Raw genomic sequence first — 15728 nt, 5'->3', positions numbered from 1 at the left:
CGTTCACCCGGTCCCGGCCGCGGCCGGGATCACGGCGCGGCGGGTGCGGAGGGCGCGGAGGGCGGCAGCTCCCAGACGAGCCGGATACCGTCGTCGTTGCCGGAGTAGTCGTCGGGCACGTCGTGCAGCGGCCCGACCGTCGCCTGCCAGTCGACGTTCGCCGGGTGCCCGGCCAGGAACCGGCGCATCGCCCGGTAGTCGGAGACGGTCACCAGGTGGAACAGATCCTGCCCGTCCCGCCAGATGCGCCACTCCCGGACGCCGGCCGCGCGCAGCGCCGCATCCAGGTCGGCCGGGATCACCCGGTGGATCCGTTCGTACTCCTCCTCGCTACCGGCCTTGAGCCGGGTATGCAGCGCGACGGTCTGCATCCGCTCCCCCTTCCGGGATGCCGTAGAAGCGGCGGGCCGTGCCGCCGGTGATGGCCGTCCGCTCGTCCTCGGCGAGCGGCGCGATCAGCTCGTCGACGGTCTCCACCCAGCGGCCGTACGAGCCGGCGAGCAGGCAGACCGGCCAGTCGGAGCCGAACATCAGCCGCTGCGGCCCGAACGCCTCGACAACCACGTCGACGTACGGGCGCAGCGTCCGCGGCCCCCACCGGTCCCAGTGGGCCTCGGTCACCAGGCCGGAGAGCTTGCAGGTGATGTTCGCGTGGGTGGCCAGCTGCCGGACCTGGGTCGCCCACGGCTCGAGGACGCCGGCGGCAACGTACGGCTTCGCGCAGTGGTCCAGGACGAACTCCACCTGCTCCACCTCGGCCACGACCCGCAGTGCCGCCGGTAGCTGGGGTGGCCGGACCAGCAGCTCGTACCCGAGTCCGGCCTCGGCGACGGCGCGCAGTCCCCGCCGCACGTCGGGCCGGTCCAGCCAGTCCGGGTCGGGCTCGTCCTGTACGGAGTGGCGGATCGCGCGCAGGTAGGCGCCGCCGATGCAGGAACGCAGGGCGGCGAGGTCGTCGGCGACCGACGGGGAGGTCAGGTCCACCCAGCCGGTCACCGCGGCGACGAGGTCGTGGTCCACGGCGGCCCGCAGCAGCTCGGGCGTCTCCTCGGGCACCGCGACGGTCTGCACCAGCACGGTGGCGTCGACGTTGGTGGCGCGCGCGAGCGGGGCGAGGTCGTCGACGGTGAAGGTACGCCGGATCGGGGTGAACGGTTCGCCGTCCAGCCACGCCTGGTCGCGCACCGACAGGTCCCAGATGTGGTGATGGGAGTCCACCCGTGACGTCATGCCGCCATCTCCCTTGTCTGCGCGCCTCGCCGCTGATGAGCCCGGGACAGCACGAGCGCCGACCGCAACGCCGTCGGTCGCCCGGGTCCGTCCGGCGGTACGCCGGCGAACTGAATGATGTTATCGATAGAGGCCGGTATGACGGCCATGCGGAGCGCGGCAAAAATCGTCCGGCGGAAGGCCGTCTGGCCGCTCGCGCGCCACCTCGACCGTTGACCATATAGGATATTCGGCCACGACCGCCGTACGGGAGCTGCCCATGACGAGTGACCCGCCACCGGCGCGCACCGCCTCCTCCACCTCGTCCGTTCGGCCGGCCGGAATCCGGCCCCCACAGCGGCAGGTGCTCGCCGACGACGTGTACGAAGCGGTCAAGGCGCTCGTCATGGATCACGTCATCGCGCCCGGCGCCCGGGTGAGCATCGACGGCCTGGCGCGGCAGCTGGGCGTGTCCCAGACGCCCATCCGGGAGGCCCTGGCCCGGCTGGAGTCCGACGGCCTGGTCACCAAGGAGCCGCTGCGCGGCTACTCGGCCACCCCCCTGCTGACCCGCTCCGAAGTGGACGACCTGTTCCTGTTCCGCCTGCTGGTCGAGCCCTGGGCGGCGAGCCGGGCGGCCGAACTGGCCGACCGCGACGCCCACGCGCGCATCACCCAGGAGATCGCTTCCTGCCCCGAGCCGCCACTCGGAGACGAGTACGAGGCCTACAAGACGCTCGCCGCCCACGACAGCCGCTTCCACAGCCTCATCGCGGCGCTCAGCGGCAACCGGCAACTGCGGGTCGCGCTCGAACGTACCCATTGCCACCTGCACATCTTCCGGCTGTACTCGGCGGGCGGCGGCGGCACCCAGACGCTGGCCGAGCACCAGCGGATCGCCGCGGCCGTGATCCGGGGCGGCGCTTCGGCGGCGGAGCGGGCCATGCGCGAGCACCTGGAACGGGCGCGCGACCGGTTGCGTGCCTCGTTCGGTTAGACGGTTCCCCGGCGGGGCACGACATTGAGAAGTTCCTATAGGATCCACATTCCTATAGGATTTTCCCGCGCGCTGCGAGCAGGAGGTCCCCATGGCACGGATCGTCGCCGTCGACGTCGTCGACCTCCGCTTCCCGACCTCGCGCCAACTCGACGGCTCGGACGCGATGAACCCCGACCCCGACTACTCGGCGGCCTACGTCGTCCTGCGCACCGACACCGGCCCCGACGGGTACGGCTTCGCATTCACCATCGGCCGGGGCAACGACGTGCAGGCCGCCGGGGTCCGGGCGCTCACGCCGTACCTGCTTGGCCGCGACGTCGACGCGCTCTGCGCCGACCTGGGTGGCCTCTACCGCGAGCTGGTCTCGGATTCGCAGCTGCGCTGGCTGGGCCCGGAGAAGGGCGTCATGCACATGGCGATCGGCGCCGTGGTGAACGCCGCCTGGGACCTCGCCGCCCGGCGCGCCGGCCAGCCGGTCTGGAAGCTGCTGGCCGACATGGCGCCGGAGCGGATCGTCGACCTGGTCGACTGGCGGTACCTCAGCGACGCGCTCACCCCGGACGAGGCGCTGGCGTTGCTGCGCCGCGCCGAGCCCGGCCGCGCCGGGCGCGAGGCGCTGCTGCGGGAGGCGGGATACCCGGCGTACACCACGTCACCGGGCTGGCTCGGCTACGACGACGACAAGGTCGCGCGGCTGGCCAAGGAAGCGGTCGCGGACGGGTTCACCCAGATCAAGCTGAAGGTCGGCGCGGACCTCGACGACGACGTCCGCCGGATGCGGATCGCCCGGCAGGCGGTCGGTCCGGAAATCCGGGTGGCGATCGACGCCAACCAGCGCTGGGACGTCGCCGAGGCGGTCCGGTGGGTGGAGCGGCTGCGCGAGTTCGACCCGTACTGGATCGAGGAGCCCACCTCCCCCGACGACGTGCTCGGGCACGCCGCGATCCGTCGGGCGCTGGCGCCGGTACGGGTCGCCACCGGCGAGCACGTGCCCAACCGCGTGGTGTTCAAGCAACTGCTCCAGGCCGGCGCGATCGACGTGGTGCAGATCGACGCCGCCCGCGTCGGCGGGGTCAACGAGAACATCGCGATCCTGCTGCTGGCGGCCAAGTTCGGGGTACCGGTGTGCCCGCACGCCGGTGGGGTGGGCCTGTGCGAACTCGTGCAGCACCTGGCCATGTTCGACTTCATCGCGGTCTCCGGCACGCTGGCCGGCCGGGTCATCGAGTACGTCGACCACCTGCACGAACACTTCGTCGACCCGGTGGTGGTGCGTGGCGGGCGGTACCGGGCACCGACCGCGCCGGGGTTCAGCGCGAAGATCCGGCCGGAGACCCTGCACCGGTTCCGCTACCCGGACGGTCCGGAGTGGACGACGGCCGGATCCGGCCGTCCACAGCGGACCACCAGCGAGGAGGACTGACGTGTTTCTCATGCGCCTCGGCCCGGCCGGCGCGGAACGCCCGGCGGTGCGCACCGCGGACGGGGGCGGGTACGACCTGACCCCGCTCACCGCCGACGTCGACGGCGCGTTCCTGGCCGGCGGCGGCGTCGACCGGGTCCGGGAGGCGCTGGACACCGGCCGGCTGCCCGTCCTCGACCCCGCCGGGCTGCGCGTGGGTCCGCCGGTCGCCCGGCCCGGCGCGGTGATCTGCATCGGCCAGAACTACGCCGCGCACGCCGCCGAGTCCGGCGCCGCCCCGCCGAGCACCCCGATCGTGTTCCTCAAGCACCCCAACACGGTCGTCGGCCCGTACGACGACGTGCTCCTCCCGCCGGGCAGCACGCGGACCGACTGGGAGGTCGAACTGGCCGTGGTGATCGGCCGGCGGGCCCGCTACCTGGCCTCGCCGGACGACGCGCTGGCGCACGTCGCCGGGTACACGATCGGCAACGACGTGTCCGAGCGGGAGCTCCAGCTCGACCGGTCGGGCGGGCAGTGGTCCAAAGGCAAGTGCTGCGAGACGTTCCACCCGCTCGGGCCGTGGCTGGCGACCCCGGACGAGGTACCCGACCCGCAGCGGCTCGGGCTGCGCTCGTGGGTCAACGGCGAGGTGCGGCAGGACTCCACCACCGCCGACATGATCTTCTCGGTCGCCTACCTGGTGTGGCACCTGTCGCAGGTGATGGTGCTCGATCCGGGCGACGTCATCAACACCGGTACGCCGCAGGGCGTGGCCCTGTCCGGCCGGTTCCCGTACCTGGCCGCCGGTGACGTGGTCGAGATGGAGATCGACGGCCTGGGCCGGCAGCGGCAGTCCGTCGCCGAGGCGGAGGTGGGATCGGCATGAGCGAGCGTAGCGAGGGGGCGGCATGAGGGACTTTGACGGCCTCGTCGCGATCGTCACCGGCGGGGCGTCCGGCATCGGACTGGCCACCGCGCGGCTGCTGGCCTCGCGCGGCGCGCGGGTGGCCTGCCTGGACCTCAAGCCCGACGACGTACCCGACCCGCTGGTCGGTATCGCCTGCGACGTCACCGACGACGCCGCGGTACGGGCCGCCGTCGACGCGGTCGTCACCCGGTTCGGCCGCCTCGACGTGGTGGTCAACAACGCCGGGATCGGCGCGATCGGCACGGTCGCCGACGCCGGCGACACCGAGTGGCTGCGGGTACTCGACGTGAACGTGGTGGGCATGGCCCGCGTCACCCGTGCGGCGCTGCCGCACCTGCTCCGGTCGCCGGCCGCCGCGGTCGTCAACACCTGCTCGATCGCGGCCACCGCCGGCCTGCCGCAGCGGGCGGTCTACAGCGCGTCCAAGGGTGCCGTGCTGGCACTGACCCTCGCCATGGCGACCGACCACGTGCGGGAGGGTATCCGGGTCAACTGCGTCAACCCGGGCACCGCCGACACGCCGTGGGTCGGGCGGCTACTCGACCAGGCTCCCGACCCGGAGGCCGAGCGCGCCGCGCTCAACGCCCGGCAGCCGATGGGCCGGCTGGTCACCGCGGACGAGGTCGCGCACGCGATCGCGTACCTGGCCTCGCCGCTGTCGGGGTCGACCACCGGCACGGCCCTCGCCGTCGACGGCGGGATGCAGGGCCTGCGGGTCCGCCCGCAGCCGTAGCACCCCTCATGATCGTGGAGGGTTCTCCGTGCCGGAACACGGAGAACCCTCCACGATCATGGTCAGGGCGTGGGGCCTCAGCCCCAGGTCGGTTCGATGACGTGCAGGACCGCCGACTGCGGCGTCGACGCGTACCGGTCGCCGGTCACCGCGTACAGCCGCTTGCCGTTCGGCGCCCAGACCAGCGCCCGGTCGAGCAGGGGGCCGTTCAGTTCGACCGTGGCGACCGGCGTCCCGTCCTGGCGAAACAGGAACACGTCCGGGTCGTACGAGGCGTCCGACCCGGCGGCCAGGTACTGCCCGTCGGGGGAAAGCTCGACGGCGTTCGGGTACGCGACGGTCGGCAGCCGGCGCCGCGCCTGGGTGAGGTCGGTGGTGGCGAAGCCCACCACCTCGTACGGGGCGCCGGACGCGGTGTAGAACATCGCTCCGTCGGCGGTGGCGGCCACGTCGCGCAGGTTGCTGCCGACCGCCGTGTGGTCGGTCCGGCCGACGAGCGGCAGCCTGCCGTCGGTGACGGTGGTGGAGAAGACGCTCACCGAGCCGGGGCTCAGGCTGGGCTGGCCGGCGAAGAGCACATTCTGGTTGCCGGATGCCGTGGCCAGCAGCGGGAAGTCGTAGAAGTCGCCCCCGGCCAGGCCCAGGGTGACGGTGGCCGGGATAGCGGCGAGGTCGACCCGGCCGATGTCGCCGCCCCACTGGCCACAGCCGTACCCGAACCACAGCGACGTCCCGGTGATCGCGAGTGACGACGGGCACGGCGCGCCGGTCCGGTACCGCGCCTTCTGGGCCAGCGTCGCCGTGTCGATCGCGGCGATCTCGCCGGTGTTGGGCAGCGCGACGTACAGCGTCGCGCGGTCGGTGCTGAGCAGCAGGTCGGTGGGGCCGGGCAGGCCGCTGACGGTCCGCGCCGCCCCGCCCGCCGCGTTCGTCACGACGAGATCGTTCGACGTCCGGCCGCCGCTGACGAACACCCGGTTGCCGGTGGCCGCCACGTCGGCGACCGTGCCGATCGGCAACCGGACGGGCCTGTCGGCGACGGCGGCGTGCGCCGTGCCCGGCACCGTGCCGACGAGCAGAGCGGTGGCGACACCCGCCGCGGCGGCGGTGCGCAGTGCCCGCGGACGGCGGCGCTCGGCGCGGTCGTGTGACCGCGTGGATGTGTGGACAGGCATGCGGATTCCTCCCCGTGATTCGGCCGAGCTTCGTGCCGACCATATCGCAATCCGTAGATCGTTAGTGTCTGTCCAGCCTGGACGAATCCGGTCCGTCAGTCCACGATGGACGAATCAACCGACGGCCGCCGCGGCCGTCATGGCGGCGGCGATCCGCGCGACGTCGGTGTCGTCGGTGACGTACGGCGGCATCGTGTAGATCAGGTCCCGGAACGGGCGCAGCCACACGCCCCGCGCGCCGGCGGCGCGGGTGGCCGCGGCGACGTCGACGTCGTGGTCGAGCTGGATGACGCCGATCGCGCCGAGGACCCGTACGTCGGCGACCCCGGGTACCTCGGCGGCGGGTGCGAGCCCCGCGCGCAGGCCCGCCTCGATGCGCTTCACGTCGGTCCGCCAGCCGCCGTCGGCCAGCAGGTCCAGGGAGGCGTTCGCCACCGCGCAGGCCAGCGGGTTGCCCATGAACGTCGGTCCGTGCGCGAGCATCGGTACGTTGCCGCGTGAGATGCCGTCGGCGACCTCGGCCGAGCACAGGGTCGCCGCGAACGACAGGTACCCACCGGAGATCGCCTTGCCCACGCACATCACGTCCGGGCTCACCCCGGCGTGGTCGGCGGCGAACAGCTCGCCGGTCCGGCCGAACCCGGTGGCGATCTCGTCGAAGACGAGCAGGACGCCGTGGGCGGCGGTGGCTTCCCGCAGCACCCGCAGGTACTCCGGCGCGTGGAAGCGCATCCCCCCGGCACCCTGCACCACCGGCTCCACGATGACCGCGGCGAGTTCGTCGGCGTGCGCCGCGATCAGGTCGGCCAGCTGCCGGGCGTACGCGGAGTCGAACGCGACCGGCGGCGCGTCGGCGAAGACCTGGCGGGGCAGGATGCCCGACCAGAGGTGGTGCATGCCGCCGTCCGGGTCGCAGACCGACATGGGGTGGAACGTGTCGCCGTGGTAGCCGCCGCGCCAGGTGAGCAGCCGGCGCTTGTCCGGTCGACCCAGTGACCGCCAGTACTGCAGGCACATCTTCACGGCCACCTCGACGGCGACCGAGCCGGAGTCGGAGAAGAACACGTGCTCCAGGCCGGCCGGGGTGAGATCGACCAGCCGGGTCGCGAGCCGTACCGCCGGGGAGTGGGTGAGCCCGCCGAACATGACGTGGCTCATCCGGCCGAGCTGGTCGCGGACGGCGGCGTCGAGCACCGGGTGGGCGTACCCGTGGATCGCCGCCCACCACGACGACATCCCGTCGACCAGTTCCCGGTGCCCCTCGAACGGCTCGGCCAGCCGCAGCCGGACGCCGGCCGCCGACTCGACGACCAGCGGATCGGTCTGGCCCGGCATGGGCCCGTAGGGGTGCCACACGTGGGCGCGGTCTAACGCGAGTAGCTCATCGGGGCGCACCCGGCACACGCTACCTGCGATTTTGGACACGCGTGCCGGCGATAGGCGGCACACGTGTCCAAGATCGCGGCAGGTGGGATCAGGCGTAGCCGCCGGCGACCCACAGCTCATCGATACCGATCCGGTTCTTCGAGTTGCCGGCCGTGGCCCAGGTGCCGTTCATCGTCAGCCGGACGTACCGGGCCGACGCCACGTTGAGGTCGATGAACTGGGCGCCCCGGTGGCTCGGCAGCGTGCCGCTCTTCACGGTCGTCCAGCTGCTGCCGTTCGTGCTGACCGCGACCGAGTAGCCCTTGATGCGGGCCGACTGCTCGGTCGAGGAGCGCTCGTAGCTGACCGAGTCCTCATGCTGGTTGATGCCCAGGTACTCGACCCGCTTCGCCGATCCCAGGTCCAGCGTCACGGTCGCCGGCACGGTCTTGTTGTTGGACCAGTACTTCGCGTAGTCGCCGTCGACGAGGTTGGCGGCGGTACCCGTGGACGCCGACGCCTTGACGCCGGAGTACACGCCCACCCGGCCGGCGGTCGTCTCGACCTTGAACACCGTGTCGTAGGAGTCCCAGCTGCTGTTGTTGATCGTCAGTACACCGTTCGCCTGACTGAACGTGCGGGCCGCCCCGGTGCGCAGGTCGGTCACCTTCGTGACGTGGTACCCGGCGTCGCGGACCTTCAGCACGCTGCCGCTGGGCCGGGTGACGACGTGGATGTACTGGAGGTTCGGGTTGCTCCGGCTGATCGTGGTCGCGCCGTGCGCGCCGTCGTTCCAGAAGCCGCCCGGCATGCCGCCGTGCAGGAAGCCGCCGCCCTCGGTGCCGCCGAGCGACTCCCAGATCGCGCCGAGGTAGGTGTCGGCGAAGTTGTTGAATGCCACCTGTTTGGACGGGAACTTCCCGTTCACCATCGCCTGCTCGTCCTCCAGCGACTTGATCGACGAGCCGGCGTTCATGACGAACCGGCCGAGCGTGAGCGTGTAGTCGACGCTGGAGTCGCTGCCGCTGTACCACCACGCGCCGCTGCTGGGCAGCTTGTAGTCGGCCTCGACGATGCGCGGCTGCGCCGTCCACACCGCCTGCGGGTAGTCGTAGGCCGGGGTCATGCCGGTCTTCTGCTCGTTGCTGACGACGTCCATCTCGGGCGTGTCCTCGTTGTTGTTGGTCAGCAACATGTCCGGGCGCTGCTGATGGATCTGCTGGTAGAGGTTGTGGTCCTCCCAGTACGCGTTGTCGTTGTCGATCCAGAAGCCGGCGAGGTCGGGGTACCGGCTCATCATCTCGAAGAACAGTTTGTAGCTGAATTCCCCGAAGCCGGGCCGGGTGGTCAGGTCCACGGTGTGCCCGGCGTACGTCGAGTAGGCGGCCGAGTCGAGCCACTCGTGGCCGCCCTCGTCGTGCCACTGCGGGTCGTCGGTCTGGTAGTAGACGACCTTCAGCCCCTTGGCCTTGGCCGCGGCGATCAGTTCGCCGAGGAAGTCGCGCCTGGTCGCGCAGGAGCCGGGGATCTTCGACGGGTACGGCCGCGCGTACCCGAGCCGGCTGTGCATCGTGGCGAGCACGATGTACTGGGTGTGCAGCTTCTGCGCCTCCCGTACCCAGTAGTCCGCGCTCCAGCCTCCGCTGGTGACCGCGTTCTCCCAGGCCGTACAGCTCGTGTAGCCGGGGGACGTGCGCATGCCCCAGTGCAGGAACAGGCCGCCGGTGGCGTTGCGCAGCCAGGTCTGCCGGGGGTTGACGACGTCGGCGTGCGCCGGCACGGCACCCGCCATCGCGACGAGGGTGGCGACGGCGGCCACCACGGCACCCGTGGCGGCGCGGCGCCACCGGGTACCCGTTGCTCTGAGTCTCGCCATGTAGCTGCCTCTTTCCGGTCGTACCGGGTGCACCGGCCGGCACGGGGTGTCGCCGGGCACCGGCAGGTATGGGTGTCACCGTGACGTCGGCGTCGCCGGTGGCGGTATGTCGCCCGTCAGGCGGGAGAACGTGCCGGCGGACCTGTTCAGAAACTTGCCAGAAAACATAGGATCACTTCGATGCCCCGTCAAGGTACGGGCATCTCCTCTACCACCTGGCGGAGAAGCCGCACACGAGCGACGCCGGGGCGGTTGACCAGCCGATAGACCGTTCGTCGCCGGTCCGTCCACTACGGACGTCCAGCCCCTCCGCCACCACCGGCAACGCCGGAAAGGAGCGCGTACCGATGTCGTTAAACCTCCGATGGATGGCCGGGCGGGCGCTGCCCACCGCCACCCTGACCCTGGCCCTGGTGGTCGCCGCCGCCACCACTGCCACCGCCTCTGTCGACGGGTCGACGTCCGCGGTCGACTACTCGACGCTGGTGGCCGACGCCCAGGAGAATCGCGCCTCGCCGACCGAACTCGGCGGCTGGGGCTACACCCAGGGCCTCTTCCTGTACGGCACGTACCTGGTCTACCAGCGCACGCACGACCCGAAGTACCTGTCGTACATGAGGGCGTGGGCCGACCGCTTCGTCGACTCGAGCGGAAACATGTCCCGCAGCTTCAACAACCTGGACTCGATGCAGTCCGGCACCGTGCTGCTCGCGCTGTACGCCGAGACCGGCGCCACGAAGTACCGGACCGCGGCGACGCAGATCCGCAACCGCCTCAAGACCTATCCACGGACGAGAAACGACGGCAACCCCGGCGCCTTCTGGCACGCCACCAGCCGGCAGAACCAACTCTGGGCCGACGGGGTGTACATGGTGCTGCCGTTCCTGCTGCACTACGGCCAGGTCGTGGGCGAGGCCGACTACGCCAATGCCGAGACCGTACGCAATCTGAACATCTACTGGTCGCACCTGTACGACCCGAAGACCGGGCTGCTGCGGCACGCGTACGACGAGTCGAGGTCCCAGTCGTGGGCGAACAAGACGACCGGACAGGCACCGGAGTCGTGGTGCCGCGCGATCGGCTGGTACAGCATGGCCACCATCGAGGCGCTCGAGATCGTACCGGCGAACCAGCCCGGTCGCGCCGACCTCGTCGACCACATCCGCACCCTCGTCGCGGCGTTCAAGAAGTACCAGGACCCGGCCAGCGGGCGCTGGTTCCAACTCGTGCCCGAGGCGGGCCTGTCCGGCAACTTCACCGAGACGTCCTGCTCGAGCATGTACACGTACACGATCTCGCGTGCGGTACAGCGGGGCTACGTCGACGCGAGTTACCGGCCGGTGGCCGACAAGGGGTACCGGGGTGTGCTCGCCCGGGTGTCGTCGACCGGTGACGTCCGCGAGATCTGCATCGGCACCAACGTCGGCGACCAGGCGTACTACCTGGCCCGCCCGCGCAAGACCAACGACCTGCACGGCCTGGGCGCGTTCCTCATCATGAACGAACAGCTGGCACGCTAGCCCGTCCCCTCCACGATCCTGGACACGCGCGCCGGCCATAGGCGGCACACGTGTCCAGGATCCGGGGCGCTAAAGAGCGGCGAGGAACGCGGCCACCTCGTCGCGCTCCGCCGCCGAGACCTCGCCGATCGGCGGCCGTACCGCCCGCCGGCACAGCCCGAGCTGGGCCAGCGCCTCCTTGACCGCCGACACGTTGGCCGCGTTCCCGTTGCGGGCGCGCAGGTCCTCGAACGGCTTGAGCCGTGCCCACACCGCCATCGCCGCCTCGTACTCACCAGCGCGCAGGTGCGCCAGCAGGTCCAGTGACGGTTGCGGTGCGACGTTGACCAGACCGGAGGTGAAGCCACGCGCGCCGCCGAGCCAGAAGTACGGCGCCCACGTCTCGGCCAGCCCGCACACCCACACCAGCCGGCCGGCACCGACCGCCGCGACCAGCCCCGGCAGCGCGAGCGGGTCGGGCACGGCGTACTTGACGCCGACCACGTTGGGGCACGCGTCGGCGAGGGCGACGAACGCGCCGGCGGTGACCAGCGGGCTGCGCACGTACGGCACCACCCCCAGGTCGGGCACGGCCTCGGCGATCGCGTGGTGGTAGGCGACCCACCCCTCGGTCGACTGGTACGGGTGCACCGGCTGGTGCACCATGACGGCGTGCGCGCCGGCGTCGGCGGCCTCCCGCGCCATCCGTACGGCGCGCGCGACGTCGTACCCCACGCCGGCGACGACCGTCGCCCGGTCGGCCACGGCGGCCGTGGTGATCCGCAGGCCCAGGGTCAGCTCGTCGGGGTCGAGCGAGTAGAACTCGCTGGTGTTGCCGTTGGGGGTGACCGTCTCGACACCGGCGTCGACGTATCGGGTGAGCACCTTCGCGTACGCGTCGACGTCCACCGCGCCGGCTTCGTCGAAGGGCGTGACGGTGATCGCGACGACGGACTCCAGCGCCCGCCTGACCTGTTGGTGGTGGGACATCAGCCACTCCTGTTCAACGCGTGGTATCTGGTATACCAAAGACGCGGGTCGATCGGCAGGGGTACCCGGCGGATCAGGGACGCCCGGTGGGCGCTGCGCGGCCCGGCCGACACCCGGTCAGGCGGGACGCACGCCGCTCAGGCCACGCGCACCGAGCGCCGCGGACACCTCGCGAGCGGTACGGACCACCATCGGAGCCAGCCGGGCGACCTGTACGCGGCCCAGGTCGACACTGAGTCCGGAGACGCTGACCGCGCCGATCGGCTCCCCGCGATGGTCGATGACGACCGCCCCGACGCAGCGCACCCGGGTCGCGTTCTCCTCGTCGTCGAGCGCCCAGCCCCGGGCGCGAACGGTGGCGAGGTTGGCCAGCAGCGCGTCCGTCGCCGTCAACGTGCGTGGCATCCGCCGGGGCAGGCCGGTACGGGCGGCGATCAGACGCACGTCCTCCTCCGGCAGCGCCGCGAGGATCGCCTTGCCGATGGCGGTGCAGTGCAGGGGCAGCATGGCACCGATGCGCGAGCGCATCCCGTACGCGCCGCGCCCTTCGAGCTTGTCCACGTACACCGCCTCGTCGCCCTGACGTACTCCGAAGTGGACGGTGTACCCGCTGCGCTCCCCCAGCGCGCGCAGTGCCGGGCGGGCCGCCCGGGCGAGGTCGGAGTCGTCGGCGGCGCGGCCGGCGAGCCGGAGCAGGCCGGGGCCGAGCATGTAGTCGCGCTCCTCGCCCTCGCGTACCCATCCCTGCGACACCAGCTCCTGGAGGATCCGGTGCACCGTCGAGATCGGCAGCCCGGTGACCTGCGCGATCCGGGACAGCCGCCGGTGTTCGGTGAGCGCCTCCGCCACCGCCACCACCTTCGCGATCGCCGAGGGCGACCCGGTTCTGTTCATCTCGCCATCCACCCACCATCCACCACGAGTACATGACCGTGTACGTAATCCGCGGCCGCCGATGCCGGGAACACCACCGGGCCCGCGATGTCCGCGGACTCGGCCCACCGGCCGGCCGGGATGCGCGCCTGGATCTCAGCCTCGCGGGCGCCACCGGCCCGCAGCTCGTCCGGGTGCGTGGCATGCCGGATGTCCACGTCGGTCTCCTTCGCGTGGCGTGGCCGTCCGCTCCCCCGCCGCGGACGGCGCCCGTCGTACCGCCACCGAATTCATCGACGGATAGACATCCGATGAAATCGCGGCAGGTGTACATTCGCACCCAAGCCGCTGGTATACCAGTATCGCGGGAAGCCTTTCCGTTGGACGGAATTCGATGCCACCTGTCCTGCCACCACTGCCCCGCTCGACCACGACGTCGGACCTGGTCGTCGACGCTCTACGGGAGGCGATCCTCGGCGGCCGCCTCGCCCCCGGCGAGACGCTCGTCGAACGCCGGATCGCCGAACAGCTCGGGGTGTCGAAGACGCCGGTACGGGAGGCGCTGATCACCCTCGCGGCGACCGGCCTGGTGACGGTCACCCCCAACCGGGGCGCCGTGGTGCGCGCGGTCGGCGTCGAGGACGTCCGCCGGACGTACGAGGTGCGCCTGCTGCTGGAGCCGTGGGCGGCGGCCCGGACGGTACGCGACACAGGCGCACCCGCGGCCGTCAGCGCCGCCCGCGCGGCGCTCGACGAGGCGCGCCGCCACCCGCCCGAGCCCGACCACGTCCAGCTCAGCCTGGCCAACCGGCGGTTCCACCGCGCGCTGTACGCCCACTGCGGCAACGAGATCGTCGTCGGCCAGCTCGACGCGCTCCAGGAACTGGCCGCGCTCGGCGCGGTCGCCCTCCTGTGGGAGCGCTGGCGCACCTGGCAGGCCGAGTACGACGAGCACGCGGAGATCCTCCGGGCCGTCGAGTCCGGCGCCGGGGAGACCGCCGAACGCCTGCTCCGCAAGCACATCCGGCAGTCGGTACGGCGCCTGGAGTCGGCGCACCGGGCCGACTGAGTGCCGGCTCGCAGGACCGACCGACAGTGGTCACGCCGGACCGGCTGAAGGTCGCCCGAGGGCCGGCCCGGCCGGGAAACGCCATTGACGCGCACCCATTAAACATCCTACCTTTCTAAGAAAATTACAAGCGTCAATGCCTAAGGGCGCTCCCCGCACTCCGACCGGTCGCGCCGTTCCCACGCCCGCCCATTGCCAGGAGTACCGCACCGGCGCGACGCACCCTCAGCGACTGCCGGAGGTGCGTCCGGCATGACGTCCGCGGGCGCGTCCGCCACCGCTTCGCCGGACGCGCGACCACTCCGCACGTCCGCCGCGACTTCCCTAGGAGGCACAGCGTGCACAGACCCCGCAAGCTCGGATCGGCACTCGCCGCCGTGGGCCTCGCCCTGGCCGGCGCCGCCGTCGCCGCCACCCTCGACGCTCCCCCGGCCGCCGCCCTGGAAAACGGCCTGGCACGGACGCCCCCGATGGGCTTCAACAACTGGAACTCCACCGGCTGCCGGTCCGACTTCAACGAGGCGATGATCAAGGGCATCGCCGACCTGTTCGTCTCGAAGGGCCTGCGGGACGCCGGGTACCGCTACGTCAACATCGACGACTGCTGGGCCGAGCCGGCCCGCGACCCGGACGGCAACCTGGTACCCGACCGGACCCGGTTCCCGAACGGCATCAAGGCGGTCGCCGACTACGTACACGGCAAGGGTCTCAAGTTCGGTATCTACACCAGCGCCGGCACGAAGACCTGCAACGGTACGGGCGGCTTCCCCGGCGGGCTCGGCCACGAGAAGCAGGACGCCGCCCTGTTCGCGTCCTGGGGCGTCGACTACCTCAAGTACGACAACTGCAACAACCAGGGCGTCGACGCACGGACGCGGTACACGGCGATGCGCGACGCGCTCAAGGCGACCGGCCGCCCGATCGTGTACAGCATCTGCGAGTGGGGCCGCACCGACCCGAAGGTCTGGACGTGGGGCGCCGACGTCGGCAACCTGTGGCGGACCACCGGCGACATCAGCGACAACTGGTCGAAGATCATCAGCATCCTGCACGCCAACGAGAAGCTGGCACAGTACGCCGGCCCGGGACACTGGAACGACCCGGACATGCTCGAGGTCGGCAACGGCAAGCTCACCGACACCGAGTACCGGTCACACTTCAGCCTGTGGGCCGTCATGGCGGCACCACTGCTGATCGGAACCGACCTGCGCAAGGCGTCGCCCGCCACGTACACGATCCTGACCAACCGCGACGTGGTCGCCGTCGACCAGGACAGCCTCGGCAAGCAGGGCGTCCTCGTGAAGCGGACGAACGGCCTGGCCGTGTACAGCAAGCAACTGGCGAACGGCGACCGGGCGGTCGCCCTGTTCAACGAGTCCGACTCAGGCACGACGATCAGCACCAGCGCGGCCGAGATCGGGTTGGGCGGCTCGTCGTCGTACACGCTCAAGGACCTGTGGAGCACGTCGAGCCGGACCACGAGCGGCACGATCCGCGCCTCGGTCCCGTCGCACGGCACCGTGCTGTACCGGGTGGCCCGCTCCTGAGCTCCGGATCGTGGTGGGGCCCGCCCCGGGCGGCGGGGGCGGAGCCCCCCCGGAGCCCC

At 71.5% G+C, this 15728-nt stretch carries 15 protein-coding genes; 7 read left to right on the top strand and 8 right to left on the bottom strand.

Annotated elements, in window-relative coordinates:
- Positions 1-29: 29 nt before the first annotated feature.
- Both ACNTMW_RS29980 and ACNTMW_RS29975 read right to left on the bottom strand, forming a co-directional pair.
- Positions 30-371 (bottom strand): L-rhamnose mutarotase, encoded by a 342-nt coding sequence (locus tag ACNTMW_RS29980; RefSeq protein WP_426637301.1) that lies wholly within the window; start codon positions 369-371, stop codon positions 30-32.
- A complete protein-coding gene (locus tag ACNTMW_RS29975) occupies positions 331-1230 on the bottom strand; it encodes an amidohydrolase family protein (RefSeq protein ID WP_426637300.1) in 900 nt (299 codons plus the stop codon). Before ACNTMW_RS29975 ends, ACNTMW_RS29980 begins: the two co-directional genes overlap by 41 nt.
- 259 nt (positions 1231-1489) lie before the next feature.
- Here ACNTMW_RS29975 and ACNTMW_RS29970 point away from each other — a divergent pair, with 259 nt between their 5' ends.
- The 4 genes from ACNTMW_RS29970 (at position 1490) to ACNTMW_RS29955 (ending at position 5275) form a co-directional block, all read left to right on the top strand.
- Positions 1490-2206 (top strand): GntR family transcriptional regulator, encoded by a 717-nt coding sequence (locus tag ACNTMW_RS29970; RefSeq protein WP_426637299.1) that lies wholly within the window; start codon positions 1490-1492, stop codon positions 2204-2206.
- Positions 2207-2297: 91 nt separating this feature from the next.
- The gene (locus ACNTMW_RS29965) at positions 2298-3632 is read left to right on the top strand and encodes an L-fuconate dehydratase (RefSeq protein ID WP_426637298.1); all 1335 of its coding nucleotides are present in this window, start codon (positions 2298-2300) and stop codon (positions 3630-3632) included.
- Between the two features lie 10 nt (positions 3633-3642).
- The gene (locus tag ACNTMW_RS29960) at positions 3643-4500 is read left to right on the top strand and encodes a fumarylacetoacetate hydrolase family protein (protein ID WP_426637348.1); all 858 of its coding nucleotides are present in this window, start codon (positions 3643-3645) and stop codon (positions 4498-4500) included.
- A 22-nt stretch (positions 4501-4522) separates the two neighbouring features.
- Complete coding sequence (locus ACNTMW_RS29955; protein ID WP_426637297.1) at positions 4523-5275, top strand: SDR family NAD(P)-dependent oxidoreductase; 753 nt, start codon at positions 4523-4525, stop codon at positions 5273-5275.
- Positions 5276-5352: 77 nt separating this feature from the next.
- Here ACNTMW_RS29955 and ACNTMW_RS29950 read toward each other — a convergent pair whose 3' ends face one another.
- The 3 genes from ACNTMW_RS29950 to ACNTMW_RS29940 form a co-directional block, all read right to left on the bottom strand.
- Positions 5353-6450, bottom strand: a complete 1098-nt coding sequence (locus ACNTMW_RS29950; protein ID WP_426637296.1) for a YncE family protein — start codon at positions 6448-6450, stop codon at positions 5353-5355.
- A 114-nt stretch (positions 6451-6564) separates the two neighbouring features.
- Positions 6565-7845 carry an adenosylmethionine--8-amino-7-oxononanoate transaminase gene (locus ACNTMW_RS29945; RefSeq protein WP_426637295.1) on the bottom strand — a complete coding sequence of 427 codons (1281 nt, stop codon included), beginning with the start codon at positions 7843-7845 and terminating at the stop codon, positions 6565-6567.
- Positions 7846-7924: 79 nt separating this feature from the next.
- Positions 7925-9691, bottom strand: coding sequence for a galactose-binding domain-containing protein (locus ACNTMW_RS29940; RefSeq protein ID WP_426637294.1), 1767 nt, complete (start codon positions 9689-9691; stop codon positions 7925-7927).
- Between the two features lie 347 nt (positions 9692-10038).
- Here ACNTMW_RS29940 and ACNTMW_RS29935 point away from each other — a divergent pair, with 347 nt between their 5' ends.
- A complete protein-coding gene (locus tag ACNTMW_RS29935) occupies positions 10039-11211 on the top strand; it encodes a glycoside hydrolase family 88/105 protein (RefSeq protein ID WP_426637293.1) in 1173 nt (390 codons plus the stop codon).
- Positions 11212-11280: 69 nt separating this feature from the next.
- Here the strand turns inward: ACNTMW_RS29935 and ACNTMW_RS29930 are convergent, their stop codons facing one another.
- The 3 genes from ACNTMW_RS29930 to ACNTMW_RS29920 all read right to left on the bottom strand — a co-directional run bounded on the left by ACNTMW_RS29930 (position 11281) and on the right by ACNTMW_RS29920 (position 13271).
- The gene (locus ACNTMW_RS29930) at positions 11281-12180 is read right to left on the bottom strand and encodes a dihydrodipicolinate synthase family protein (RefSeq protein WP_426637292.1); all 900 of its coding nucleotides are present in this window, start codon (positions 12178-12180) and stop codon (positions 11281-11283) included.
- 117 nt (positions 12181-12297) lie between these two features.
- Complete coding sequence (locus ACNTMW_RS29925; RefSeq protein ID WP_426637291.1) at positions 12298-13074, bottom strand: IclR family transcriptional regulator; 777 nt, start codon at positions 13072-13074, stop codon at positions 12298-12300.
- Entirely contained in the window at positions 13071-13271 is a 201-nt protein-coding gene (locus ACNTMW_RS29920) for an SDR family oxidoreductase (RefSeq protein ID WP_426637290.1), read from the bottom strand. Before ACNTMW_RS29920 ends, ACNTMW_RS29925 begins: the two co-directional genes overlap by 4 nt.
- A gap of 176 nt (positions 13272-13447) precedes the next feature.
- On the opposite strand from ACNTMW_RS29920, the gene ACNTMW_RS29915 reads away from it, so the two are divergent.
- Both ACNTMW_RS29915 and ACNTMW_RS29910 read left to right on the top strand, forming a co-directional pair.
- Positions 13448-14122 carry a GntR family transcriptional regulator gene (locus tag ACNTMW_RS29915; protein ID WP_426637289.1) on the top strand — a complete coding sequence of 225 codons (675 nt, stop codon included), beginning with the start codon at positions 13448-13450 and terminating at the stop codon, positions 14120-14122.
- Positions 14123-14460: 338 nt separating this feature from the next.
- Positions 14461-15669 (top strand): glycoside hydrolase family 27 protein, encoded by a 1209-nt coding sequence (locus tag ACNTMW_RS29910; protein WP_426637287.1) that lies wholly within the window; start codon positions 14461-14463, stop codon positions 15667-15669.
- Positions 15670-15728 lie beyond the last annotated feature (59 nt).

The sequence above is a fragment of the Planosporangium spinosum genome (genome assembly GCF_049999945.1).
GTDB classification, from domain to species: Bacteria; Actinomycetota; Actinomycetes; order Mycobacteriales; family Micromonosporaceae; genus Planosporangium; species Planosporangium spinosum.
The sequence above is the reverse complement of the archived record's forward strand: the minus strand, read 5'-3'. Positions and strand labels throughout refer to the sequence as shown.